Source organism: Nostoc sp. UIC 10607 (assembly GCF_047228265.1).
Taxonomy (GTDB): domain Bacteria; phylum Cyanobacteriota; class Cyanobacteriia; order Cyanobacteriales; family Nostocaceae; genus Nostoc; species Nostoc foliaceum_A.
Window position 1 is genome coordinate 42,888 of record NZ_JBIQNW010000036.1, and the last position, 26,857, is coordinate 69,744.

The 26,857-nt window shown below is 44.0% G+C and carries 20 protein-coding genes; 15 read left to right on the forward strand and 5 right to left on the reverse strand.

Annotation, left to right across the window (positions count from 1 at the left end; translation table 11 throughout):
• The first annotated feature begins 65 nt into the window (after positions 1-65).
• Positions 66-239 (forward strand): twin-arginine translocase TatA/TatE family subunit, encoded by a 174-nt coding sequence (tatA, locus tag ACEYW6_RS24380; RefSeq protein ID WP_190894808.1) that lies wholly within the window; start codon positions 66-68, stop codon positions 237-239.
• Positions 240-308: 69 nt separating this feature from the next.
• Here tatA and cphA read toward each other — a convergent pair whose 3' ends face one another.
• Both cphA and ACEYW6_RS24390 read right to left on the reverse strand, forming a co-directional pair.
• The gene (gene cphA / locus ACEYW6_RS24385; RefSeq protein WP_412981799.1) at positions 309-3,014 is read right to left on the reverse strand and encodes a cyanophycin synthetase; all 2,706 of its coding nucleotides are present in this window, start codon (positions 3,012-3,014) and stop codon (positions 309-311) included.
• Between the two features lie 171 nt (positions 3,015-3,185).
• Positions 3,186-4,049, reverse strand: coding sequence for a cyanophycinase (locus ACEYW6_RS24390; RefSeq protein WP_012412065.1), 864 nt, complete (start codon positions 4,047-4,049; stop codon positions 3,186-3,188).
• 537 nt (positions 4,050-4,586) lie between these two features.
• On the opposite strand from ACEYW6_RS24390, the gene trmD reads away from it, so the two are divergent.
• From trmD to ACEYW6_RS24440, 10 genes are all read left to right on the forward strand, one after another.
• Complete coding sequence (gene trmD, locus ACEYW6_RS24395; protein ID WP_412981783.1) at positions 4,587-5,300, forward strand: tRNA (guanosine(37)-N1)-methyltransferase TrmD; 714 nt, start codon at positions 4,587-4,589, stop codon at positions 5,298-5,300.
• A 24-nt stretch (positions 5,301-5,324) separates the two neighbouring features.
• Positions 5,325-5,810, forward strand: coding sequence for a 2-C-methyl-D-erythritol 2,4-cyclodiphosphate synthase (gene ispF / locus ACEYW6_RS24400; RefSeq protein ID WP_412981784.1), 486 nt, complete (start codon positions 5,325-5,327; stop codon positions 5,808-5,810).
• Between the two features lie 93 nt (positions 5,811-5,903).
• A complete protein-coding gene (locus ACEYW6_RS24405) occupies positions 5,904-7,658 on the forward strand; it encodes an ABC transporter substrate-binding protein (protein ID WP_412981785.1) in 1,755 nt (584 codons plus the stop codon).
• A gap of 65 nt (positions 7,659-7,723) precedes the next feature.
• On the forward strand, positions 7,724-8,512 hold the full coding sequence (larB, locus tag ACEYW6_RS24410; protein WP_412981786.1) for a nickel pincer cofactor biosynthesis protein LarB: 789 nt from the start codon (positions 7,724-7,726) through the stop codon (positions 8,510-8,512).
• Between the two features lie 107 nt (positions 8,513-8,619).
• On the forward strand, positions 8,620-8,829 hold the full coding sequence (locus ACEYW6_RS24415; RefSeq protein WP_412981787.1) for a hypothetical protein: 210 nt from the start codon (positions 8,620-8,622) through the stop codon (positions 8,827-8,829).
• A gap of 124 nt (positions 8,830-8,953) precedes the next feature.
• On the forward strand, positions 8,954-10,342 hold the full coding sequence (argH, locus tag ACEYW6_RS24420; protein WP_412981788.1) for an argininosuccinate lyase: 1,389 nt from the start codon (positions 8,954-8,956) through the stop codon (positions 10,340-10,342).
• Positions 10,343-11,218: 876 nt separating this feature from the next.
• Positions 11,219-11,713, forward strand: coding sequence for an NUDIX hydrolase (locus tag ACEYW6_RS24425; RefSeq protein WP_190894735.1), 495 nt, complete (start codon positions 11,219-11,221; stop codon positions 11,711-11,713).
• A 188-nt stretch (positions 11,714-11,901) separates the two neighbouring features.
• Positions 11,902-12,714, forward strand: a complete 813-nt coding sequence (locus tag ACEYW6_RS24430; protein WP_412981789.1) for an alpha/beta fold hydrolase — start codon at positions 11,902-11,904, stop codon at positions 12,712-12,714.
• Between the two features lie 101 nt (positions 12,715-12,815).
• Positions 12,816-12,932: a PEP-CTERM sorting domain-containing protein gene (locus tag ACEYW6_RS24435; RefSeq protein ID WP_412981800.1), complete on the forward strand. Its 117-nt coding sequence runs from the start codon at positions 12,816-12,818 to the stop codon at positions 12,930-12,932.
• 429 nt (positions 12,933-13,361) lie between these two features.
• The gene (locus tag ACEYW6_RS24440) at positions 13,362-14,816 is read left to right on the forward strand and encodes an amidohydrolase (protein WP_412981790.1); all 1,455 of its coding nucleotides are present in this window, start codon (positions 13,362-13,364) and stop codon (positions 14,814-14,816) included.
• Between the two features lie 27 nt (positions 14,817-14,843).
• On the opposite strand, the gene ACEYW6_RS24445 is transcribed toward ACEYW6_RS24440, so the two are convergent.
• Entirely contained in the window at positions 14,844-15,695 is an 852-nt protein-coding gene (locus ACEYW6_RS24445; protein WP_412981791.1) for a pantothenate kinase, read from the reverse strand.
• Positions 15,696-15,805: 110 nt separating this feature from the next.
• Between ACEYW6_RS24445 and ACEYW6_RS24450 the strand changes: the two genes are divergently transcribed.
• Both ACEYW6_RS24450 and ACEYW6_RS24455 read left to right on the forward strand, forming a co-directional pair.
• Positions 15,806-17,530: a diflavin flavoprotein gene (locus ACEYW6_RS24450; protein ID WP_412981792.1), complete on the forward strand. Its 1,725-nt coding sequence runs from the start codon at positions 15,806-15,808 to the stop codon at positions 17,528-17,530.
• A 147-nt stretch (positions 17,531-17,677) separates the two neighbouring features.
• The gene (locus ACEYW6_RS24455; protein WP_412981793.1) at positions 17,678-19,390 is read left to right on the forward strand and encodes a diflavin flavoprotein; all 1,713 of its coding nucleotides are present in this window, start codon (positions 17,678-17,680) and stop codon (positions 19,388-19,390) included.
• Positions 19,391-19,863: 473 nt separating this feature from the next.
• Here the strand turns inward: ACEYW6_RS24455 and ACEYW6_RS24460 are convergent, their stop codons facing one another.
• Positions 19,864-20,187 (reverse strand): RNA recognition motif domain-containing protein, encoded by a 324-nt coding sequence (locus tag ACEYW6_RS24460; RefSeq protein WP_412981794.1) that lies wholly within the window; start codon positions 20,185-20,187, stop codon positions 19,864-19,866.
• Positions 20,188-20,475: 288 nt separating this feature from the next.
• A complete protein-coding gene (locus ACEYW6_RS24465) occupies positions 20,476-21,018 on the reverse strand; it encodes a phycobiliprotein lyase (protein WP_412981795.1) in 543 nt (180 codons plus the stop codon).
• A 581-nt stretch (positions 21,019-21,599) separates the two neighbouring features.
• Between ACEYW6_RS24465 and ACEYW6_RS24470 the strand changes: the two genes are divergently transcribed.
• Together ACEYW6_RS24470 and ACEYW6_RS24475 are read left to right on the forward strand one after the other, a co-directional pair.
• On the forward strand, positions 21,600-23,168 hold the full coding sequence (locus ACEYW6_RS24470; protein ID WP_412981796.1) for an efflux RND transporter periplasmic adaptor subunit: 1,569 nt from the start codon (positions 21,600-21,602) through the stop codon (positions 23,166-23,168).
• Between the two features lie 62 nt (positions 23,169-23,230).
• Positions 23,231-26,479: an efflux RND transporter permease subunit gene (locus ACEYW6_RS24475; RefSeq protein ID WP_412981797.1), complete on the forward strand. Its 3,249-nt coding sequence runs from the start codon at positions 23,231-23,233 to the stop codon at positions 26,477-26,479.
• Positions 26,480-26,857: the final 378 nt, after the last annotated feature.

Genomic DNA, 26,857 nt, shown 5'->3' on the forward strand with positions numbered 1-26,857 from the left:
TGAACTCATCAGATTTGAGCCATCAATGTCTATATTTAATTAAAGGAGCCTTAGAGGAAATTTATATGTTTGGACTGGGATGGCCAGAAATAGCTGTAATTACCATAGTCGCTGTTCTAATTTTTGGCCCAAAAAAAATTCCCGAACTGGGAACCGCACTGGGCAAAACCCTACGAGGGTTTAAGGAGGAGATGAAAACTCCCAGTGACGAAACCAATTCGGAACAAGAAAAACAGTAATTAAAGTAGTCAGAATACAAAAGACAGGAGGAGGCAGTACGTTGGAGAGCCAGCGCGGTCTTCTCCTGACTACAGCAAGGTATTAACAACAGAAGAAGGTGCTATTCCATTTTGGGAATCGATGACAGTTGTGCCGGAATTTTGTTGGTGTGTCTCTTCCTTGGCTAGACCACGCAGCTTAATTAACTTAATAGCCCGACTCACACTTTCTGGCAAAATTACCACCAGACTGTTATCAGGAGCCATGTCTAAGCCTTTATTTATCGCTTGAGTTTCATCCAGAATTGATTCATAGCGGCTGTCAGGCTTAACCTCGGTGATGCCTTGAATAATCAACTGGGCGGCTGAACCTCGTGCCCGTCCCCGTGTGTCATCGTCTTCTTTGACGATGATGTAATCAAAAATTTGTGCTGCTAATTTGCCCAAAGTAACAAAGTCTTCATCACGGCGATCGCCTGGGCCACCAATTACGCCAATCCGTTGTCCTGTAGTCCAGTTCCGAACAAAGGAACCTACAGCTTCGTAACTGGCTGCGTTGTGAGCATAGTCCACCAAAGCGTGGTAGTTGCCTAAATTAAATAAATTCATCCGTCCTGGCGTTTGACTAACTGAAGCCCGGAAAGTCTTCAAACCAGCACGTATCTGCTCAATTGTGACGTTTTGCACGAATGCTGCCAAACTTGCAGCTAAAGCGTTGGCAATCATAAACGGTGCACGTCCGCCCATTGTTAAAGGTATATTTTCTGCTCTTTCTATGCGGTGTGTCCAATCACCTTTAACAATTGACAAATAGCCATTTTCATATACCGCCGCGACTCCACCCTTTTGGATGTGCTTCCGCACCAATTCCGAGTCGGGGTTCATTGTGAAGTAAGCAATATTAGCCTTAGTTTTTTCTGACATGGCGGCGACGCGGCGATCATCGGCGTTAAGTACCGCGTATCCATCCGGGAATACGGCTTCCGCTACTACGCTCTTGAGGTTAGCTAACTGCTCAATGGTATCTATATCGCCAATTCCTAAGTGGTCGGAGGCTACATTCAAAACCACGCCCACATTTGCTGCTACAAAGCCTAATCCAGAGCGAAGAATGCCACCGCGAGCCGTTTCTAGTACAGCTACCTCTACTGTGGGATCTTGGAGGATGACATGGGCACTTTGGGGCCCTGTGTTATCACCAGCTTCTACTAAGTAATCACCGATGTATGTACCATCAGTTGTAGTATATCCTACTACTTTGCCAGTCTGTTTATAAATATGTGCTAGTAGTCGGGTAGTAGTGGTTTTGCCATTAGTACCCGTAATGCTGAGGATCGGTATTTGGCTGGATTGCTCGTTGGGAAACAACATATCCATTACTGCGCCGGCGACGTTGCGGGGGATACCAACGCTTGGGGCAACGTGCATTCGGAAGCCGGGAGCGGCGTTAACTTCCACAATCACGCCATCAACTTCCCGCAGTGGACGGCTAATATCTGTGGTGACGATATCGAGTCCGGCGATATCCAAACCGATAATCTTCACTACCCGTTGTGCCAACCAAAGATTTTCTGGGTGAATTTCATCGGTACGGTCTACAGCGCTACCACCTGTACTTAAGTTTGCCGTTGCTCTGAGATAACAAATAGTACCTTTGGGTGGCACGCTATTTAGGGTATAGCCTTGCCTTTCTAGCAGCTGGTAGCTGGTGCGGTCTAGTTCAATCTTGGTTAGGACGTTATCATGTCCTTCGCCGCGATTTGGGTCAAGGTTAGTTTCCTCAATCAGTTCGGAGATGGTGGATCTGCCGTTGCCAATCACATGAGCCGGGACACGTTCGGCTACTGCTACTACTTTGCCATTAACCACTAATACCCTGTGGTCGCGCCCAACGTAATATCTTTCAACAATAATTGACCGGGAAACCTGTCTGGCAGCTTCATATCCGGCTTCAGCTTCTTCCCAAGTTCTGATATCAATGGTGATCCCACGTCCATGATTGCCATCCAGGGGCTTGATAACAATGGGATAGCCGCCAACGTATTCAATGGCTTGTTCTAAATCGTCTAAGAAGTTGATCACTGTACCTCTGGGTACTGGTGCACCAGCGGCAGCGAGGATGCGTTTAGTGGCTTCTTTATCACAAGCTAGTTCTACACCGAGAATGCTGGTGTTATCCGTCATTGTGGCCTGCATTCGCTTCTGGTTCACGCCGTAGCCTAGCTGAATCAAAAAGCGGGCTTCTAGAGACATCCAGGGAATACCTCTTTTTTCTGCTTCTTTGACGATCGCTTCAGTAGAAGGGCCTAGGGAAGCATCACGAGTAAAGTCTTTCAGGTCTTGGATATCTTGCTCGAGTTCTGCCTTCGGATAACGGCCTCGATCAACAATACTCTGGCACAGCCGCACTGCGGCTCGTCCAGCGTAGCGTCCCGCTTCCTCATTCAGGTATTCGATCACTACTTGGTAAATTCCGGGTGTAGCAGTTTCGCGGGTGCGACCAAAGCCGACATGCATACCAGCTAATTCCTGGAGTTCTAAGGCTACATGTTCCACGATATGGCCGATCATAGTGCCTTCTTTGACTCGCATCAGAAAACCACCACGACAGCCAGGCGAACAATAATGGCCCTCCAGACTCGGCAGCGCCTCAACTAATCCTTCATAAAAGCCAGGGATTTCATTCGAGGGCGTCTCGGCAAGGGTTTCTAAATCGAGGCGCATGACGATCAGCTTGTGGCGTCGAATGCTCCAATAGTTTGGGCCGCGTAAGGTCTGGATCTTGAGGATTCTCATGGGAATAGGTAGATGGAGATTCGGAACCAAAATTCTAGTTTCTTACTGGAATTGACCGCTAAACTGTTCATTGCAAACAGTTTTTTCTTTTTACATGGTATTCTTATCATTTTTCTACGGTAAGAAATAAATGTGCGGTCAACTCAGTGTAACCTCAGATACTCTATCCCGTCAGCTGGAGATTCGGTGTACAGCAGGCAATACAGTCCGCTGGTACAAGTGGAAGCGATCGCCGTAGCTGAGGATATGGAGACGTAAATTATGCACTGTTAATGGTTCATTAGCACCGACATGGGGTTCGTTGGTGTGGGTGGCTTCAGTGGGATCAACAATGGTGACACTGCCTTTACCCATAACTTGTAGCCAACCATCACGTTCAAACACTGCACAAGTATCTTCGTCAATGCCAATACCTAAGCGATCGGGATGAGCTGCGATCGCACTAATTAGCCGCCCCATCCGATTACGGTTGTGAAAGTGTTGGTCAACGATTACTTCAGGAATAAATCCCAAACCCGTTGCCATATCGACTAGGGAACGATTTGGCGACTCTCCACTACCGCCGCCAGCAATCATGTGATGCCCCATTACTGCCGCTCCTGCACTGGTGCCTGCTAGTGTAAGTTGCCCCGCCCTCACCCGCTGCCGAATAATTTCCATTGCTGGTGTATCTGCCAATACGCCACAAAGACGCAGCTGGTCTCCTCCTGTCAAAAATACCCCACTACAGGCTTCTAAGGATGCTTTGATCTGGGAGGCTTCACACTGTTCTCGTTCGCGGATGTCTAAAATCTCTACCTTCTGAGCACCCATTTCTTCAAAAATGCGAATATACCGACCACCGATGATGGCGGGTTCGCGAGAGGCAGATGGAATAATTGTAATATAAGCCTTACTAGCACCGGCACGTCCAAAAAAAGTTCGTAGGATTTCGCGCCCATGAACTTTATCTTCTGCGCCTCCGATAACCAGAACGGCGGTTTTAGTTGCTTGGGGTGTCCTCATTTCTAGCGATTTAGCTTGTAATTGCGGCATTTTGTTTCTCCTGTCAACAACTTCAGGTGAATTTAACAAGGATCAGTTGCCTGATGATTTTTGCGCTTTGCTTCTTTGAGAGGACACTTTTTGGAAGTTTGGAACTGAGTCAGCCACTCTCCAAATTCTCGCTTAACGCTCGCGTTGCCTCAGTCTAAACGTGTTCGTTCCCATTTCTCAAAGCCAGGGCCTTGTTTTTCACCTGTCCACTTGCAGCAGGGCAAAATAGTCTTTAGGGGGCTAGATTCCCCCTCTGGGGCTGGGGACGAGCAGGTAAGACTACGCTTTTTTCTGAGGCTGGCTCGATGCATCCTGGAAGTTGTTAACTTGATATGATTATTAATTTAAATGTAGTTGTGACAACATTTAAACATAAATTAAGTAATTAGAAAAACTTTTGATCCCATCTAAAATCCAAGAGGTCTGGTAGTCTTAGATACTATTGATAAAGTTTAACTGGAGTTTGACTCGACCTTGGCTTGGCGATGTTTGCTAGACATCCAAATTTAAGATTAGTGTCCTCGAATACGAATAACTGTGCGCTTTGATATAGTTACACTTTTTCCTGACTGTTTTAACTCTGTTCTCAATTCGGGGTTACTGGGTAAAGCCTTAGCCAAACAGATTGCCGAAGTGCATCTGGTTAACCCACGGGACTTTACCACTGACAAGCACCGAAAGGTAGATGATGAACCCTACGGTGGCGGCGTAGGGATGCTAATGAAGCCAGAACCGATTTTTAGCGCTGTGGAATCGCTGCCGATTCTACCCCGAAGAGAAATAATTTTGATGAGTCCACAGGGTCAAACAATTAATCAACCTCTTCTGAAAGAATTGGCGACAAATTATGACCAGTTAGTAGTTATTTGTGGGCATTACGAAGGAGTGGATGAGAGGGTGCTGCATTTGGTAACTCGTGAAGTATCTTTAGGCGATTTTATTCTGACTGGCGGAGAAATTCCAGCAATGGCTTTGATTAATGGCGTAGTGCGGCTAATACCAGGAACCGTAGCCAAAACTGAGTCCCTCACCGCAGAAAGTTTTGAGGAAGGGTTGTTGGACTATCCCCAATATACTCGTCCTGCCAATTTTCGCGGTTTGAAAGTGCCTGATGTCTTGCTTTCTGGAAATCACGCAGCGATCGCCCGGTGGCGTTACGAACAACAAATTCAAAAAACCCGCGCTCGTCGCCCTGATCTCCTGGAAAAATTGGATAAGGGGACAAGGGCACAAGGGGACGAGGAAGAATAAGCAATGCCCAATAATAAATAACAAATGACAAAAATTCGTATTGGTAACGGCTACGATATTCATCAACTGGTGAGCGATCGCGCTTTAATTTTAGGTGGAATTCAAATTCCCCATGAACTGGGTTTGTTGGGGCACAGTGACGCTGATGTGCTGACCCACGCAATTATGGATGCCATGCTTGGGGCATTATCTTTGGGCGATATTGGTCATTATTTTCCGCCTAGCGATCCCCAATGGGCGGGAGCAGATAGTTTAGTACTATTAACTCAAGTACATCAACTGATTCGGGATCAAGGCTGGCAAGTGGGAAATATTGACTCGGTGGTAGTAGCAGAACGTCCAAAATTAAAACCGCATATTCACAACATGCGCGATAAACTAGCGGCGGTTTTAAAATTAGAACCAAATCAAATTGGCATCAAAGCTACCACTAACGAAAAATTAGGCCCTGTTGGACGCGAAGAAGGTATATGTGCTTATGCTGTTGTCTTGCTAGTTGCTTCAGAATAACTTTTCTTTTAGCCCCTGAAAAAGATATTCAAGACTGATTAGGATGGAAATAAATTTGAAATTATGAAATTTTTTAGAAAAATATTTCTGGCAATGAAACATTTTTGGTTGCCAATAATTTTGACTTCAGCAACAGCGCTTACACTTACCGCCTGCAACCCAGCTAACTTCAAAAGCACAGCTGCTCAAGTGCCGCAATTGGTAAGTGCCATTCTCAGTGATCCCAAAACTTTTAATTATCCTCTCAGTCAGGAGTCTCCAAATGTTTTTCCTCTGATTTATGAAGGATTAACAACTGAAAACCCCATAACGGGCAAAATCGAGCCTTCTTTAGCGGAATATTGGGAAATTTCTGATGACAAATTGCGATTTGTTTTTACCCTACGCCAGGGATTGAAATGGTCTGATGGGCAGCCTTTAACAGCAGATGATGTAGTATTTACCTTCAACGATATTTATCTTAACGAAGCGATTCCCACAGACGCTAGAGATGTGCTACGAATTGGTGAAAGTAGGGCATTGCCAAAGGTACGAAAAATCGATGCTCGACGGATTGAATTCACAACTCCAGAACCATTTGCGCCATTCTTGGGAACTCTAGGGCTGCCAATTCTACCTGCTCATACCCTAAAACCATCTATAAAGACAAAAGACCAAGAGGGTAAGCCAATATTTTTGTCAAAATGGGGCGTTGATACTCCTCCAGATCAAATTATTGTTAATGGCCCTTACAAGCTAGAGCGCTATAACACAAGTCAGCGTGTAGTGTTCAGGCGCAATCCCTACTATTGGCGCAAAGGGCCAAAAGGAGAATCCCAACCTTATATTGAAAGGATTGTGTGGCAAATTGTGGAATCAACAGATACTTCCTTGCTGCAATTTCGTTCTGGCGGGTTAGATACTGTAGGAGTCTCACCAGATTACTTTTCTTTACTAAAGGTGCAAGAAGAACAGGGGAATTTTAAAATTTTTAATGGTGGTCCAGCAACAGGTACGACGTTTGTTTTCTTTAATTTAAATAAAGGTAAAAGGGATGGAAAACCCCTGGTTGATCCAATAAAATCGCGTTGGTTTAATACTGTAGAATTTCGGCAGGCAGTAGCCTATGCGATTGACCGACAAACAATGATTAACAACACTTTTCGTGGTTTGGGGAAACCACAAAATTCACCGATTTCCGTGCAAAGTCCTTATTATCTGTCGCCTGAAGAAGGTCTAAAAGTTTATAACTACAATACACAAAAGGCGAAGGAACTGCTACTAAAAGCAGGATTCAAATATAACGACAAAAACCAATTAATAGATGCTCAAGGAAACCGCGTCCGCTTCTCATTGCTTACCAATGCTGGTAACAAAATCCGCGAAGCAATTGGTTCGCAGATTAAACAAGACCTGAGTAAAATTGGTATTCAAGTTGATTTCACTCCTCTGGCATGGAATACTTACACAGATAAGCTTTCAAATTCATTAGATTGGGAAGTTTCTATGCTGGGTCTGACTGGTGGTTTAGAACCAAATGATGGAGCTAATGTCTGGTCTCCCGAAGGTGGATTACATATGTTTAATCAAAAACCCCAAGCAGGACAAAAGCCAATTGAAGGTTGGGAAGTGGCTCCTTGGGAAGCAGAAATTGCTAAGTTATATATTCAAGGGGCAAGGGAATTAGACCCAGCAAAGCGGAAAGAAATTTATGCTGAAACCCAAAGGATTACCCAAGAAAATTTACCATTTATTTATCTAGTTAATCCTTTATCAATGTCAGCAGTACGTAATCGCTTTGAAGGTATCCAATACTCTGCATTGGGTGGCGCATTCTGGAACATTCATGAAATCAAAATAACGGATTAGTCATTAGTTATTAGTCAGTAGTTAGTGACAAGAATAAAGGATAAAGGATAAAGGATAAAGGACTAATGACAGATGAAAAAACATTGCGATCGCTCCTCGAAGCGGTTGCTAATGGTAAAGTTACGCCAGATACGGCATTAGACTCACTCAAAAACTTAACTTATGAATCTGTGGGTGAATTTGCCAAAATTGACCACCATCGCCAGCTAAGAACTGGTTTCCCAGAAGTGATTTGGGGCCCTGGTAAAACTCCCGAGCAAATTGCTCAAATTATGGAGGTGATGCGCTTCCGCAACCCGGTGGTGATGGCGACTCGCATTGAACCAGCAGTTTATGCTGCACTGCAATCAAAAGTTAGCGATTTACGATATTACCAATCGGCGCGAATTTGTGCGATCGCTCCCCCTACCATCGAACCACAATTTGCAGGTGAAATTGGCATTCTTTCTGCTGGTACCGCCGATTTAGCCGTTGCTGAAGAAGCTGCTGTGACTGCTGAACTTTCTGGTTTTCGCGTCCAGCGCCTCTGGGATGTTGGCGTTGCTGGGATTCACCGTTTGCTGAGTAACCGCCACCTGATTGAGTCAGCATCGGTATTGATTGTCGTGGCGGGGATGGAAGGCGCTTTACCCAGCGTTGTCGCTGGTTTAGCGAGTTGTCCTGTAATTGCCGTACCCACCAGCATCGGTTATGGTGCAAGTTTTGGCGGTTTAGCACCTTTATTAACAATGCTTAACTCTTGTGCTGCGGGAGTAGGCGTAGTCAATATCGATAATGGTTTTGGCGCAGCAGTTTTGGCGGGGCAAATTTTGCGGACTGCCGAGAAATTGCGGTTGGCATCAGCTACATCTTGAGTTAAGACATTGAGGTTATACGCAATATTTCAGTACATCATCAGTAATTCATGTAGAAAATCAACTGATGCTGAAATTTGCCACCCGCAACCTCTTAATTACCAAATATGAGTCATTACAGCGATTTGATATCTCAGTTATATTGGCATTTGCCTGTAAATTTGACAGCATTACTAGCACAAACAATTACTGACCCAGACCTGATGGGTCAGATGCAAAAATCTTGGAACCACTTTATCCAAACAGGTCAAGTGTGGGCATTGTTGATTGGTTTAGTCATTGGCTATATCATTCGGAATCTAACTAGCTACGGTTAAATCTAGGTGTGAGTGGGGAATAAGGAGTAGGGAATAGGGAAATCAGGAAAATTGTCTTTCTCTTGTTCCTAAATCATCACTCCTCATTCTCCACTCCCCATTCCCCACTCCCTGATAAATATTTATGACCAAAGAAGAAACTTGGAGCCAGAGGTTTGAATCAGCGTTGCATCCAGCGATCGCTCGTTTTAATGCCAGTATAGGTTTTGATATTGCATTAATAGAATATGACCTCACTGGTTCTCAAGCCCATGTCAAAATGCTCGCTCACACGGGCATTATCTCCCAAGAAGAAGGCGAGCAACTGGTTGCAGGTTTAGAACAAATTCGCCAAGAATACCGTCAGGGTCAATTTCAGCCTGGTGTCGATGCTGAAGATGTACATTTTGCAGTTGAACGGCGACTGACAGAAATTGTCGGCGATGTAGGTAAAAAGGTGCATACAGCGCGATCGCGTAATGACCAAGTTGGCACCGATACCAGACTCTACCTCCGCGACCAAATCCAACAAATCAAAAGCGAATTGCGAGAATTTCAAGGTGTTTTACTGGATATAGCCGAAAAGCACGTTGAAACTCTGATTCCTGGCTATACCCACCTACAACGCGCCCAACCCCTGAGTTTAGCTCACCATCTCTTGGCATACTTTCAAATGGCGCAACGCGACTGGGAACGTCTGGGTGATGTTTCTCGCCGCGTCAATATCTCACCTTTGGGGTGCGGTGCTTTAGCGGGAACTACTTTCCCCATTGATCGCCACTACACAGCCAAACTATTGAATTTTGACGATGTTTATGCCAATAGCCTCGATGGAGTGAGCGATCGCGATTTTGCGATCGAATTCTTGTGTGCTGCTAGCTTGGTTATGGTTCACCTCAGCCGCCTTGCAGAAGAAGTCATTCTTTGGTCATCAGAAGAATTCCGTTTTGTCACCCTCAAAGATAGCTGTGCCACTGGTTCCAGTATCATGCCCCAAAAGAAAAACCCCGATGTACCAGAACTCGTGCGGGGAAAAACAGGACGTGTATTCGGGCATCTACAGGCGATGTTAGTAATTATGAAGGGATTACCCTTGGCATATAACAAAGACCTACAAGAAGATAAAGAAGGAATATTTGATAGTGTCAACACAGTCAAAGCCTCTTTAGAAGCAATGACGATTTTGCTCAGAGAAGGCTTGGAATTTCGTACCCACCGGTTAGCAGAAGCTGTGGCGGAAGATTTTTCTAACGCTACCGATGTAGCAGATTATCTAGCAGCACGGGGTGTCCCTTTCCGGGAAGCTTACAACCTTGTGGGTAAAGTGGTAAAAACTAGTATTGCCGCAGGTAAACTCCTGAAAGATTTGAAATTGGAAGAGTGGCAACAAATACATCCGGCATTTGCAGCAGATATTTATGAGGCAATATCCCCCCGTCAAGTTGTGGCAGCCCGTAACAGTTATGGTGGTACTGGCTTTGTACAAGTCAGCAAAGCACTCATAGCCGCCCGCGCTCAAATCGCTATCGATTAAAAAATAAGGGCGTACAAATGTGCGCCCTAAAAAATAAATAATCTAAATAACAAGGATTTAAGCAGACAGCTTATTCAGTGTCAGCTGCTGCTGCGCCTTCTTCTTCTTCACTCTTTGGTGGTCTTTGTTGGAACCTTCTCTGCATTCTTCCTGTCGTAGTTCGTTTACGAAACTTTCTGGCATACGCCTGGTTCCGTAGCGCCTTTTCTTTTTTCGGGTTACGGCGCTTGGCCATGTTCACCTCATTAATAAACAACAAAAAAAGTAGCAACTAGGCATCACATAGGCAATATCAGCTACCAATGTCATTGATATACTTGTAGCCTAGTGCAGCAATAAATACGCTTTAAACAGTGTACTAGTCTACCGCATTCAACCTTTCTCTGTCAAGAAAAATTCTAAATTATCTTCGCCAGCTAGACAAAAAATAACTTTTATTAGATTCAAATTCGTCAAATAGATGTAAATTAACTAACTAGTTGTTCTTGGAACAAACCAAACAATGTTATCAAGAATTAGGTGGCAGTCTCAAACCAAACCCCGCTTAATTATCTCTTCTGAATTATAGATTTTAACTGCTTATTCAAATTAATTTTTTGAATAGATGTTGAAAAACTATTAGTGATAGCTGATTTTGGCAAAACGAATATTAGTGATAAACTGAAAAGTTTTCTGGCTTAACAAATAATATGTATATATGAATACAGTGCTTCTATTGAAACTTGATGTTAGAATTAATAATATTCTACGTAAATCGTAAGAATAAAATCTCAATCCACAAACATCTTAGTATAAAACAAAACTCAACAAGAATTTTATTAGTTGAGTCTATGTAAGTGGTAGAGAACTATAGAATACAATACAAAAATTTGAAGATTGAACGTTATTGCTTTTTTTCCGGCAGCTGTCCAGTCCACACGTAGCTTATGGCGTATTGGACAAACAGTATTGGGTATAATATTTCGTCATCCCATTACTGGCACTAGTATCATCCCAATTTTACCCGATGGTCGGATAGTACTGATCCGGCGGCGTGATGATGGTCTTTGGGCATTGCCTGGAGGCATGGTGGATTGGGGAGAAGATATTCCCAACACAGTCCGCCGGGAATTGATCGAGGAAACCGGGCTAGAATTGGTGAAAATTAATCGTTTGGTAGGAGTTTACTCAGCACCAGACCGCGATCCCAGAATCCATTCAATTTGTATTGTGGTTGAAGCCGAGGTGCATGGGACAATGGAGATTCAAGATACTTTAGAAGTCATGGAAATCCAAGCTTTCTCTCCCAATTTGCTACCTTCAGGACAGATGTCTCACGACCATACTCGGCAGTTGCAAGACTACTTGAATGGCTTGACAACACTGGCATAACAATATTTAGTTGTTAGTCATGAGGCATTAGCTGCCAAAGTATATGATTTAAGGAAGCCTCTTTTGTCTACGAGACGCTACACGAACGGCTCACGCTTCTCTATTTGTAATTTGCCCAAAACTAATTACTAATGACCAATGACCAATGGCTATTTATTATGGTGCTAAAAGTTAACTACTAAATTAAAATGGATACACTATTCCGTAACTCGCGGATAAAGCTCTCTCAAGGGCTAATATTCTGGCGTGAAGTCGGTGAAAAAACTCCTATAATTTTTCTACATGGTGCTTGGAATGAGAGCAGTCAATGGTTATCTGTAATGGAGTCCCTTGCACAAGATTTCCATTGCTTTGCGCCTGATTTGTTAGGGTTTGGTGAATCAGAAAATCCGAATATCCACCATTCGATAGATTTACAAGTAGAGTGTTTAGCTGAATTCCTACAAGCTGTCAAATTAGAAAAAGTATATTTAGTAGGGCATTCTCTTGGGGGTTGGATTGCTGCTAGCTATGCTTTAAAGTATCCAGAGAAAGTTGATGGTTTGATACTGTTCGCACCAGAGGGTGTAGAGATTGAAGGACAAGAACAGTATTGCCAGAAGATGCGGCGATTACTAAGCTATCCACCCCTAATAGTTAAATTGTTGCGATCGCTAACTCCCTTCACTAAAATCTTAGGTTGGCATGAAAAAATTGCACAGGACTTGCAGCTGCGTCAGTCGCTATTGCCGTATCCCATCGGTTGCCAGTTACTTTTCAAACGGCGACAAGCAGAAATTGAGGCGGAATTAGTACAAAAGCGGCTTTACATGATAGATGTGCCAGTTTTTATTTTACAAGGTGGCCAAGATACACCAGATGCTTTAGCCAAGAGCCGGGTTTATGCTCAACTGATGCCGAAAGTCGAGTTGAAAATGATTGCTCATGCCGGAAATGACTTACCAGAATCTTGTGCTGGAGTTGTAGCAGTTGAGATTCAGGAGTTTATTAAAGGGAATTGAGCATTTGGACTTATCGTTTTGCTGGAAGCAACCGCAAAGTATCCAACTTTACAAAGAATTGATATGAGGGAACAATAGATCAGAACAATGGATTAATTAATATTACCCCTACTACCCCAGTCCCTGAACCATTAACAACGGGTGGCACAGTTCTCACTGGTAGCATCGCCTGGTTGATAAAGCGTAGACAAGTTGCTGCTCAGAAAGCCAAAGCTTAACCCTCTTGGGACACTCTAAGAAAACTTTAATTTTTCGTGGATTTAAATATCAAAAATTCCTTAACTTTTCCAAGATTGATGAAAGCTGGTCACAGAAGCTTTAGATATTTGTGACCAGCTTTAATTATTCTAGGATAAGAAAATTCAAAAGCAACTTTTAAAATTCAAACAATAACAGGGTTTGAAGGTTTATTTCCTAATATTATGTCTATAATCAATTCTCATTTTTAATGAGAGTCTTATTTAGTAACGATTATTTTTCTCCAAAGAAAGTGATTAAGAAACGATTAAAGGTTGCTATTCAAGACTAACAATTTGTGAAGAATGCTTACAGATATATGAGTGTAAATCACAATTTTTAATGGTGAAATTAGTAGCAATTAGACGGATGATAAAGTCACGACAAAAATTCAACAAGGATATTTTAGTGTGAAATATCATCTGACAAAATACTATAAGCTATTAGTTCTTTTTGTCTGTACGACGTTGTTCGTCTTTTTCGGTCAGATAGTTATTGCTCAGAGTAACTATAATCTAGTTGCTCAAGGGAAGCAAAGAGTACAACTGATTGTGGGTGGCGATTTCATCGTAACGATGAACGAAGCACAACCCGTCATCCAGAATGGTGCGATCGCCATTAAGGACGGCAAAATTGTTGCAGTAGATACACAATACAAAATCACGTCATCTTACAGAGCCGACAGGACGCTGCCAGGCGACGGTATGGTGCTGATGCCGGGTCTGGTCAACGGTCATTCTCACTCAGCAATGGTTCTGTTTCGTGGTCTTGCAGACGACTTAGCGTTGCAGGATTGGCTCCAGAATTACATCTTCCCAGCAGAAGGGAAGTTCGTTGATGAAAATTTTGTCCGCGTTGGCGAACAGCTTGCCTGCTGGGAGATGATACGCGGTGGTACAACAACCTTTGTTGATATGTACTTTCAGCCAGATGTCGCTGCCAAAGTCGTTAGTGAATGCGGCTTACGCGCCATTATTGCGCCCTCGTCAATAGATTTTCCCAGCCCTGGTTTCCAAGGATGGGATGATGCCTTTGCCTCGTCGATAAATTTTCTGAAACATTGGAAAGGTAAGAACGAACGTATAATACCAGCTATTGCTCCACACGCTCCCTACACCGTCTCGCCAGAGCATCTCGTCCAAGCTATTCAGGCTGCGCGTCATTACGATGTGCCGTTGACAATTCACCTGGCAGAGACACAAGCTGAAGTTAAAGATGTCCAGCAACGCTATAACGCAACCCCAGTCAAACATTTAGACAATCTCGGCTTCCTGGAACCGCGTGTATTTGCCGCACACGTTGTTTGGCCTAACGCAAGTGAAATCGCCCTGCTGGCTAAACGCGGTGTTGGTGTTATCCACAATCCTGACTCGAATTTGAAACTGGCTTCTGGTTTTGCGCCGATTCCGGCGATGCTGAAAGCGGGAATTAAAGTTGGTTTAGGTACGGATGGAGCCGCATCGAATAACGTTCTTGATATGTGGAAGGCAATTCGCCTCACCGCCCTCATCCATAAAGGGACTACCCTTGACCCCACTGCTGTACCGGCGAAGACAGTTTTGCGTATGGCAACACTTGGTGGTGCAGAAGCACTCGGCTTATCAGATAAAATTGGTGCGATTAAGGTGGGACTTCAAGCAGACCTAATTCAAGTCCAGCTTAAAGAACCACACTTGCTCCCGCTTTACGATGTCATCTCACATCTTGTTTATGCAGCAGATTCCCAAGATGTTGATAGTGTGATTGTAAATGGGCAAGTTCTAATGGAAAAACGTAGGATGCTCACGGTTGACCCTGAGAGGATTCGCCGTGAAGCTACTTCCATTGCTCAGAGAATCAAAGCTCAATTCCGACCTTCTAATTGATTAATCTTAAGCTGCTCTGGGTCTAACTTAGAGCAGTTTTGCTATTTCTCGCATTCCCCAAAAAATTAAATTTGGTTCCACAATTAAATATTCTGCAATTTCAGGATATAAAGCTTGTAGATAGTTTATTAATAAAATGCGATCGCCTCCTTTAATCGCAATCTTCCCATTAGGAAATATTTGCCACCATGCCTTAATCAATTCTTTAATTCCAGCTAAGACAGTGTAAATAACTCCACTTTGAATAGCTTCTGTAGTATTGAGAGCAAAACGTGGTGGTAAAGACGGAAAGTTTTGCATTTCTACTAATGGTAATTGTCCTGTCTGTTGACCAAGAGTTGCAAATTGCAAACCTAATCCCGGCAGAATTGCACCTCCAACTAGACACTCATTAGCATCCGCTGCCGTAAAAGTTAGCGCTGTCCCCGCATCAATGACTAATATTGGAAAACCCCATATTTTCCCCGCACCCCATAAAGCTAAAGCGCGGTCAATTCCTAGTGTGGGATAAACACCTTTTAGCGGTATTTGGTCTAATGTAATAACACGAATGTTGGGATAACTTTGCCAAATAGCAGTTTGGCTGGGAACTACAGAGGCGAAAAGGAGGGGAGGGAGAGACGCAAAGAGAGGAAGGGAATTGTCTCCGTATCCTTCTTGTTCATTAGTTCTCTGATGGGATGGAAAAATTTTTTCTAGTAAATCATTCAGGGTTTGACATTCAGCCAACTGTTGTATGACAGACTCAGGTAGATGGTCGGTATCCCAAGCTGAGTAAAGCGTTTCGCCAACAAACAACGCCCAATGCAGGCGGGAATTCCCAATTTCCAAAGCTAGCCAAATATTATCTGTGTGTTCTGGGTGCTTATGCGGTTTCACACTTTTAACTTTTTTAAGTCAGTCATAGGTTTTTTAATAAAAATTAACATTCATCCCGTGTCACAATAAACCTAGAGGAAGAAATACTCATTGTGTTAAGGAGGGGAGTTATGGTAGCGCTCACCGAAAAAACTGAAAAACGGCTCACCATACAGACTGTGGAAATCGCTCAAGAGACGACGGCTATTCGCTCTTTGGATTGGGATCGCGATCGCTTCGATATTGAGTTTGGTCTGCAAAACGGTACTACTTATAACTCGTTTCTCATCCGTGGGGAGCAAACTGCTTTAGTTGATACCTCCCACGAAAAGTTTCGTCAACTATACTTCGATACACTGACCGGACTAATCAAGCCAACTGATATTGATTATTTGATTATCAGCCACACCGAGCCAGACCATAGCGGTTTAGTTAAAGATTTGCTGCAAATGGTTCCAGAAATTACCGTTGTCGGTTCTAAAGTGGCAATTCAGTTTCTTGAGGATTTCGTACATCAGCCATTTAAACGGCGGATCGTGAAAAATGGCGATCGCTTAGATTTGGGCAATGGGCATGAATTTGAATTCGTGATTGCTCCAAATTTACATTGGCCGGATACTATTTTCAGTTTCGACCACAAAACAAAAATTCTCTATACCTGCGATGCTTTTGGGCTGCACTATTGCTCAGATAGCACCTTTGATGAAGACTTGGCGGCTATCGAAGAAGACTTTCATTACTACTACGATTGCTTGATGGGGCCGAATGCCCGGTCAGTTTTATCTGCCCTGAAGCGGATGGGAGAACTGAAAACCATCGGTATGATTGCCACAGGACACGGGCCATTATTATCCCATAATGTTGAAGAACTGGTTGGACGTTACCGCACTTGGAGCCAAACGCAAACCAAGGCAGAAACAACGATTGGGATATTTTACGTTTCCGAATATGGGTATAGCGATCGCCTCGCGCAAGCAATTGCCAACGGTATCGGGAAAACCGGTGTCGCCGTGGAAATTGTCGATTTAGGATCTGAAGTAGATTTACAAGAACTGCGAGAATTAGTTAGCCGTTGTGCTGGACTAATTGTTGGTCTACCTCCGGCTTCTGGCGCTGCGAGCATTCAAGCTGCACTCAGCACAGTTTTAGGATCTGCGAAAGAAAAGCAGGCTATCGGCGTGTTTGAAACTGGCGGTGGCGATGATGAGCCAATAGATCCTTTACTTAGTAAATTCCGAAATTTGGGTTTGACAACAGTTTTTCCAGCGATTCGGATTAAAGAAATACCCACAGAAAACATCTACAAGCTGTGTGAAGAAGCGGGTACTGACTTAGGTCAATGGGTAACACGCGATCGCAGTATCAAAGCCATGAAATCCCTTGGTGCTGACTTAGATAAAGCATTAGGTAGACTCAGCGGTGGGTTATATATCATCACCGCCAAAAAAGGCGATGTTTCCAGTGCCATGTTAGCTTCCTGGGTTGCTCAAGCTAGCTTCAAACCCTTGGGATTTTCCATTGCAGTCGCCAAAGATCGGGCAATTGAATCACTCATGCAAGTAGGCGATCGCTTTGTTCTCAACGTCTTAGAAGAAGGCAATTTCCAACCATTAATGAAGCACTTTTTGAAGCGGTTCGCCCCTGGTGCCGATCGCTTTGAAGGAGTGAGAACCCAGCCAGCCGAAAATGGTGCCCCCATCCTCAACGATGCCCTCGCCTACATGGAGTGCGAAGTCGTCAGTAGAATGGATTGCGGCGACCATTGGGCAGTATACAGCACTGTCTATGCCGGACGAGTTTCTAAGCCAGATGCCTTAACTGCTGTGCATCACCGCAAAGTAGGTAATCACTATTAAAAAGTGAGGAGTTAGGAGTTGTAAGGACGAGTTTAACGAAATACATCGTCTACATGGAAGTACAGAGCTTTGAATTAACCACTTTCTTCAACTCCTAACTCATAATTCATAACTCCTAATTCATAACTCCTAACTCCCTAAACAGCCATGTCAACAAATAAACCCCGTGATGTTCAAGTTTATCCAATAGCTACAGATACAAGAATACTGCGATCGCGCAGTTGGTCAAGGCTCAGGTTTGAAATTGAATACGCTCTTGCTAAGGGTACAACTGCTAATTCTTATTTAATCGAAAGCGAGAAAACAGCTATAATTGATCCTCCAGGGGAAACGTTTACGGAAATTTATTTAAAAGCGTTGCAGCAGCGTTTCCATCTCGAAGACTTAGATTATGTAATTTTGGGACACATCAACCCCAACCGCGCTGCAACTTTAAAAGCTTTGTTGGAAATTGCCCCGCAAATCATTTTTGTTTGTTCTAATCCAGGGGCGATTAATTTACGTAGTGCGCTAGAAAATCCAGATTTACAAATTCTTGTGATGCGGGGCGAAGAAACCCTCGATTTAGGCAACGGGCATAATTTACAATTTATCCCCACCCCCAATCCACGCTATGCAGATCAACTTTGCACATACGATCCCCAAACAGAAATTCTTTACTCAGACAAGTTATTTGGAGCGCATGTTTGTGGAGATCAGGTATTTGATGAAGGCTGGGAAGTATATAACGAGGATCGGCGCTATTATTTTGATTGCCTCATGGCTCCCCACGCCCGTCAAGTAGAAACAGCGCTGGATAAACTAGCTGATTTTCCCGTGAGAATGTATGCCACTGGACACGGGCCTTTGGTACGCTATGGCTTAATCGACCTGACCAAAGCTTATCGCCAATGGAGTCAGCAGCAAACATCTGCTGACTTGACAGTAGCGCTGATTTATGCGTCGGCTTATGGGAATACGGCAACATTAGCCCAAGCGATCGCTCGTGGCATCACAAAAGCCGGTGTCGCTGTAGAATCGATTAACTGCGAATTTACTGAACCAGAAGAAATCCGGGCGGCTGTAGAGAAAGCCGGTGGTTTCATCATCGGTTCTCCGACCCTCGGCGGTCATGCACCCACACCCGTGCAAACAGCTTTAGGAATTGTACTATCCACCGCTACTAACAATAAACTCGCTGGTGTCTTTGGTTCCTTTGGCTGGAGTGGGGAAGCAGTTGATTTAATTGAGGGTAAATTGAAAGATGCTGGCTATCGGTTTGGTTTTGACACCATCCGCGTCAAATTCAAGCCCGATGATGCCACCTTACAATTATGTGAAGAAGCTGGAACCGACTTTGCCCAAGCCCTGAAGAAAGCTAGAAAAGTGCGATCGCCAAGTCAACCTGCAACAACTGTAGAACAAGCAGTTGGTCGGATTGTCGGTTCTCTTTGTGTTCTCACAGCAAAAGAAGGCGATCGCTCCAGTGCCATGTTAGCCTCTTGGGTAGCTCAAGCTAGCTTTAATCCACCTGGTTTAACCATTGCCGTCGCCAAAGAACGCGCAGTAGAAACACTGACGCACACAGGAAACAAATTTGTCCTCAACATTCTTAAAGAAGGCAATCATTTGGGATTGATGAAGCACTTCCTCAAACCATTCGGTCCAGGACAAGACCGATTTGCTGATGTCGCTGCCGAAGAAGCGGAAAACGGTTCTCCCATACTTACGGATGCCCTAGCATATCTTGAATGTTCCGTAAAAAATCGGATGGAATCTGGCGACCACTGGCTAGTTTATGCGACTGTCGAGAATGGTAAAGTCCTAAATCAAGATGGCGCTACAGCAGTGCATCATCGCAAGTCGGGAACACATTATTAATTGGGAATGGGGCAGTGAGATGCTAAAGGGTAGTCTAAAACTATTCTCTAAACCCCAGTCCTCTCATAAAACTGAAGTGTCGAGTTTTAAACTCGAAGTTTGGAGTTATGAGGTAAAAGTAGAAGTTTGCAGGTAATCGCATATCATCTTGTTTTCAAGAATCGCCTATTGGTAAGCTTGTCTGGAGAGATGCGATCGCCTAGTTCAAGAATTTATTTGTGACTGTATTTTTTAGAGTGTTTTGCATATTTTATGCTCTCTTGTGGTTTTATTGGTCACTCTCAACAAAATCTCTTGCTGTTGATTTCTTTCACTGAGCTTTCCAATGTTATCCATATCATCAGCGCCCGTCTAGCTACTCGAAAGGAACATGAAGATTATGAACAACAAGTAAAGATTTTGCATAAAAAAGGCTCAAGCATTCCTGCCTGAGCCTTTTCTAGATTCAACTAAATGACTTTCGCCTACTTAGCTTAGTAGCGACCACCACCGCCACGGTTGTAGCCGCCACCACCGCCACGATTTCCACCGAAAGAACCACCTCCACCTCGGTCTTCTCTGGGCTTGGCCTTATTCACTTTAAGGTCACGACCCAGCCATTCAGCACCATCAAGCGCTTCAATGGCTTTTGTTTCTTCATCTTCTGAACTCATTTCCACGAAAGCAAAGCCGCGTAAACGGCCTGTTTCACGGTCAGTAGGTAGCTGAACACGCTTTACAGCACCATATTCTGCAAATACAGCACTTAGCGCATCTTGTGTAACTTCATAGGAGAGGTTACCAACGTAAATTGACATTAAATGTCTCCAAAATCATAAGTTTGTAGAGATTTAGATTTCGGAGAGAAGTCTGTAATACCAAAAGGGAAAAGCCTGTCAATACTAAAAACAAACACTGTCGCCGAATTAATTCTCATTTCATTTCCCATGATTACATGGCAGTGAACTTTCTGGGGGAAAGTTTGAAAAACTGTTATAAAAAGTTATATTGCCAGTTGATAGCTAGATGCTGGGTAGTTCCAAAACGGGTGAGGCTATAGCCCCCAGCCACAACTACCCGTTGACAATTCAAAATTCAAAAATAAACTAACTCTCTATTCTCTTTTCTAAATATTGGCCAATCATCAACTGCTCACCAGCACGAGAGATGATGGTCTGTCTAGTGCGGTATTTACTGCCAATTAGCTTTAACTCTTCCTCAAAAACTGAACCGCTGTATTCAGTTCGCAAACACAGTGTTTTCGGGTTGGAGAAATAATACTGGGCGGTGACTGGTTTGGATATGGCAAAACCGCGATCGCGATACAAAATGTTTCCCATCACCCCAAATATTGTTGAACCTTGCGACTCCTTTTTTGCCTTCAGCACATCCGTACTTTCCCATACAACTGCTGCACCACAGATTAAACTACCTGTATCAGACAAATCGTGCATCTGAGCTAGCTTTTGCAATTCATCACAGCCCTGTTCTAAAAAATTGATCGTAACTATACTTTCTATCTCCTTGGTTTCTCCCTCAGGTAGGGTGTAGTAGCGTCGTTGCGATCGCCACTTACCTGCTGATTCCTGGAAAAATTCGGAAATCTGGGATTCATGAGTGGTGTGTACGATTTTGAGCAATGATGTCACGCCTTACCTTCCTCACTTAATGCAAATATTTTTCTGGCAAAAAACTTCATTCTTGCTGTTGTTGCTATGGTCCTTATCGCCCTGTTTCTTGCCATATTACGCAAGGGGGGTAAGAAAAAATAGTGTTTTCCACTACATTATAGACTTAAAAAGCAACAAATCTTTAATATTCTTAATAAAGAAAACAAAAACCTATACGTAGTAGTATTTATGCCAAGAAAAAATAAATACGTAAAAATAAAAGTAGTTATTGTAATACTGCCCATATTATGATATGTAACAAAAATTTTCATATCTTTAGAAAAATCGAGGTTTCTCCTATGGGTAGATTCCAGAAAAATGACAAATATTTATACTAAGTTTATAATTTATTATCTGCAAGAAGATTTATCTACCTCTGCGTCAGAAGTAGAGCGGTGAGAAATTTTGGACTTTTGTGGGAAAACAGTAATTTCTGATACAGAAACTTACTGTTAGACAGCTTATTCATTCTCGCCGTTTTTGGTTAATTATATCTCTCAAAATTACTTGGTAAAACACGGCTGTTTAACCCCAAAAGCTCCCCAATAGGAGAAAAATGAATGATTTTGGACACGAATAAGCCGCACAAACAGGTGAAAATGAAAGATCACGGAGTCGCTAACCAACTAATTAATATCCAGTTAGATTCATTTGTGAATAGTGAAGTGGCGATCGCAGATTTAAAGAGTAGACTTCTTGCAAACAGTACTAATTCAACAGGTGGAAAAGCGAAAGGGGAAAATTACTTCTTTTTCTCCACTTCTGTAAGAAGTTTATTAATTCCTTGTTTGGTAGGTATAGGACTGCTGACGGCAAGTTGCGGCTCACTGCCCAAAGAATCAGCCGGAGCACAATCTCAGCAACCTGGTGCTGGAGAACGCGGTAGTGCAACACCTGTAGATGTGGCGCTCGCTCGAACTGACTCGCTGCAAACACAACCAGAATACACAGGTAATACAACACCGTTTCGAATTGTATCACTGCGATCGCAAGTGGAAGCCCGGTTGTTGGCTTTGAACTTAGATGTGGGCGATACAGTAAAGCTTGGGCAGAACGTTGGGCAGTTAGATGATGCCATACTTTTGACCGAATTAAAGCAAGCAGAAGCAGAACTAGCTGCCCTCAAATCAGAAGTAGCTAGGGCAACCAATCAGGTAAGTAATGCCCGTGCAGACGTTGAACGGGCGCGGCTAGAAGTGGTGCAAGCTCAGGCAGACTCAGAACGGCAACAGAATCTATTCAAAGCCGGAGCGATCGCTGAACAAACTGCCCAGCAAGCACGTACCCAGGCGCAAACAGCTGCCCAGGCACTGCGGGCAGCTCAAGAGCAAGTCCGTACAGAACAGCAAGCTGTCGCCGCTGCCCAAGGTAGAGTAATTGCCCAACAGGCGTTGGTTGCTCAAACCAAAGAACGTAGGTCTTACGCTCGGCTCACATCCCCCATCACTGGCGTAGTCACAGAAAAGGTAACAGAACCCGGCAATCTTCTGCAAGCAGGTAGCGAAGTCTTGAAAATTGGCGACTTTAACCGTGTCAAAGTCGTTGTGCAAGTTTCCGAATTAGAACTGGCACAAATTCAGGTTGGGCAGTCTGTACAAGTGCGCTTAGATGCTTTCCCCAACGAAACATTAATGGGCAGAGTTACGCGCATTTCTCCAGCTGCCGATGCCACAGCTCGCTTGATACCTGTAGAGGTAGTGATTCCCAACACTCAAGGGAAGATTGGTAGTGGACTGCTGGCGCGAGTCAATTTTGAAAACCAGACTCAACAGCGAGTTGTAGTGCCGCAAACAGCTATTCAGAAACAAGCAGGGGGCAACAACTCCAAAAGTACAGGTAAGACACAAACAAACCAACAGCCCTCTTACCCACCTAACGCTGCCAATGCCCCAAGGGCAGAAAACTTAACTGGGACGCTATTTGTGGTGAAAGACACAGAAGGTAAGACGGAAGTGGCATCGCGTGCTGTCACCTTAGGAAAAAGGGCTGATGGCAAAGTGGAAATTCTATCTGGCTTACAAGCAGGTGAGCGCTATGTTGTTCGCAGTGGTCAACCCCTAAAAGATGGTGACGCTGTACGTTTATCAATTCTTTCCGAAACAGCAGAGTCAGTCCCTCAAGGGAATTAAAAATTCAAAATGTCTTTTGGAATTTTTCATTTTGCCTTTTTAATTGGAGCACAGCGACAGTAATGCAGCAAGTAAAAAATGGTGGCGGATTTAGCCTCAGCGCTATATCAATCCGCCAACACATCGGCACACTCATGCTCACCCTAGCAGTGATAGTGCTGGGTGTCTTTTTTGTCGTCAAATTACCCGTGGATCTACTACCATCAATTACCTATCCTCGAATTGGTGTGCGAATACAAGCACCTGGAGTTTCCCCAGAGGTAGCAGTTGATGAAGTCACAAGACCACTGGAAGAAGCTTTTGCCGCTACCGAGGGTGTGGTACAGATTTTTTCCCAAACTCGTGAGGGACAGATAAATTTGGATCTGTTCTTTCAACCCGGTGGCAATATTGACCAAGCTTTAAACGACGCTACAGCTGCTTTTAACAGAGCTAGAAGCACATTACCAGAGGCCATCGAAGAACCACGTTTATTTAAAGTCGATCCTTCGCAGTTACCAGTTTACGAATTGGCATTAACTTCACCCTCTCTAGAAGGCGTTGATTTGCGCGTTTTTGCCGAAGAAGAACTAGCCCGCGAACTGAGTGTTGTATCCGGAGTCGCAGGGGTAGACATATCGGGAGGAGTTCAAGAAGAAGTTAGGGTCAATATTGATTTGGATAGGTTGCAAGCTTTGGGTGTAGGTTTGACCGATGTCTTAGATGAACTCAGAGATCGCAACATAGATATTTCTGGCGGTCGGATTTTAGGGCAGAATTCTGAACCATTAACCCGTACCGTTGGGCGGTTCCAAAATGCCAATGAAATCAGCAATCTTTCTTTTGAAGTCTCTTCCCCCGCTACGTCATCGACCTCATCTACCCCTACCTCCTCTACTCCGAACCGCCGCGTCTATTTGCGCGACTTTGCCGAAGTCATTGATGGCTCAGAACAACAACGGGTGTACGTCTTACTCAACGGGGAACAAGCTGTAAAAGTCAGCATCCAAAAGCAGCCCGATGCTAATACCATAAATGTTGTCGAGGGTGTGAAAAAACGCTTGGAAGAACTCCGGCAATCTGGAGTAATTCCCGAAGGGACAGTTCTTACACCTACCTTGGATGAGTCACGGTTTATTAGCAATTCAATCTCGAATGTTACCAGTTCTGGGTTGATCGGCACTGCACTAGCAGCGATCGCAGTTCTTCTATTTCTCGGTTCTCTACGACAAACTTTCATCATCGTCCTAGCCATCCCCCTAGCAACCCTAGCTGCCATCATCTTGATGGGGCTATTTGGCTTATCTCTCAATGTTTTTAGTTTGGGTGGTCTAGCGCTGGGTGTGGGTATTGTGGTAGATAACTCCATCGTTATGTTGGAGAACATTGCTGAGGGTGCTGGGATGACTCCCGGTAAGGATAATAAAACCCGCTTGACTTCGCAGCAACTAATTTACCAGGCTGAAAAAAGTAGCCAAGAAGTAGAATCAGCTTTAGTTGCTTCCACTAGTACAAACTTAGTGGCAGTGTTGCCGTTTTTGCTCATCGGCGGCTTTATCGCACTACTCTTCAATGAGTTAATTCTGACCATTACCTTTTCTGTTGCGGCTTCAATTTTGATTGCCGTGACTGTTGTACCGATGCTTGCCTCCCGCATGTTGGCATGGAAATTTTCCAGTCGTCTGAGCGAATTTTGGCTGTTGCAAAAGTTTAATAGCCGCTTTGATGCTTCTACGAGAGGATATGGCAATTTTTTAGCTGCGATATTACGCTGGCGGGTGGCTACAGTGGCGATCGCTATTATCCTTTTCGGCGGCGCTAGTTTATGGATGGCACCGCAAATTCCCCAAGAAATTCTTCCCCGCATCAACACCGGACAAGCCAACTTAAATGCCCAGTTTCCTCCCGGTACACCTTTAGAAACCAACCAAAAAGTCATGGTTGCGGTGGATGAGATTATCCGCAGGCAGCCAGAAACGGAATATGTTTTCTCTACAATTGGTGGCTCCCTCTTTGGAAACACTACCAATGCTAATGCCCTACGAGCTTCCAGCAACATTACCCTGAAAACAGGTACTAATGTGCAAGCTTATGTAGAACGAGTTACCCAGGAGTTGAACAAGCTAAATTTAGCAGGAATTCGCCTGCGCCTTTCCCCTGGTCAAGTGCGGGGTTTGATTCTCAGTAACTCTCCCATCCGTGGTGCTGATGTTGACGTGATGCTTCAAGGAAATGACGCAAATACTTTAGAAGAAGCTGGTCGTCAGGTACTAGCAGCCTTGGAAGAGCAAGTCACCCTAGCGAGATTTCGTCCCGATGCAGACGATCGCCAACCAGAAATTCAGATTATTCCTGACTGGGAGCGGGTTTCGGCTTTGGGGTTAACTACTACAGAGATTGGAGAAACAATTCAGACTGCTCTTGAAGGTAGCGTACCAACTCAGTTGCAACGCGGCAACCGTTTAGTCGATGTCCGGGTAAAGTTGAATGAAAAATCATTACAAGCAGCTTCTCAATTAGAGAGGTTGCCGTTGTTTGTGGATAACAATCGCCAAATCCGCTTGAGCGATGTTGCCAAAATTGCTGAGGCTCAAGCCCCAGGAGAAGTTCAGCGAATCAACCAGCGTCAGGTTTTCTTAATTGCTGGCAACTTGACTGAAGGAGCTAGCCTCAGTGGTGCTCTAGAACAGGTGAGTACGGTACTAGATAGTCTAGATTTACCTGAAGGTGTTAGCCGCTTACCCAGTTCAGCAGCTGAATCTAATCAGCAACTACAAAGCTCACTGCAACTGTTAGGTGGATTAGCTGCATTTCTAGTCTTTGTGGTAATGGCGGTGCAATACAATTCCCTCATTGATCCGCTAGTAATTATGTTTACAATTCCTCTAGCATTAGCCGGGGGAATTTTCGGACTTTACATCACCAAAACTGCCATTGGGGCGACAGTGATTGTCGGTGCAGTTCTGCTGGTGGGTATTGTGGTTAATAACGCCATCATCATGGTGGAATTGGCAAATCAAATTCTGGAACGGGAAAAAGTTGACCGGAAAACTGCGATTTTGAAAGCTGCTCCTCAACGCCTACGACCAATACTAATGACAACTATTACCACCGTTTTAGGTATGTTCCCCTTAGCGTTAGGAATTGGGGAAGGCTCAGAATTTCTGCAACCATTAGGCGTAGTAGTGTTTTCGGGTTTGTCTTTGGCAACAGTGCTGACGCTGTTTATCATCCCCTGTTTTTATACTCTGTTGCACGATTTGTTGGGTGGATATTGGGCGAAGCCAGTGTTAATCCGGTTGCGTGGATTTACCAAAAAATTTATCAGCTAATCAGCATTCAATTTGCATCAAATCAGGTCTGAAGTCCTTAATTTGCCTCGTTTCCAGCCTGTGGCTGAGAATGCCCACTGGAGGGCTGCCGCATCGTTTATTAGCGGCAGTCCCCCAATGATCTGCATTTCTTTCTTAGACCTGGAAACGAGGGTTTTCTCTCATGTTTTGGCTTAAATTGCTACCAATAAGATATGTGCACCCCTCGCAACAGACTCTATTACAACCAATTAAGAAACGCGATAAATCAGCTTTTTAAAACTCACATATTGTCTAATCTGTCAATAAATAAGTTCTAAATTAACCTGAGTTCGGGATAAGGAAAGGGACAGGTAGTAAGCTGAAAATAACGTCAAATCCAGCACCTGTCCTATGTTT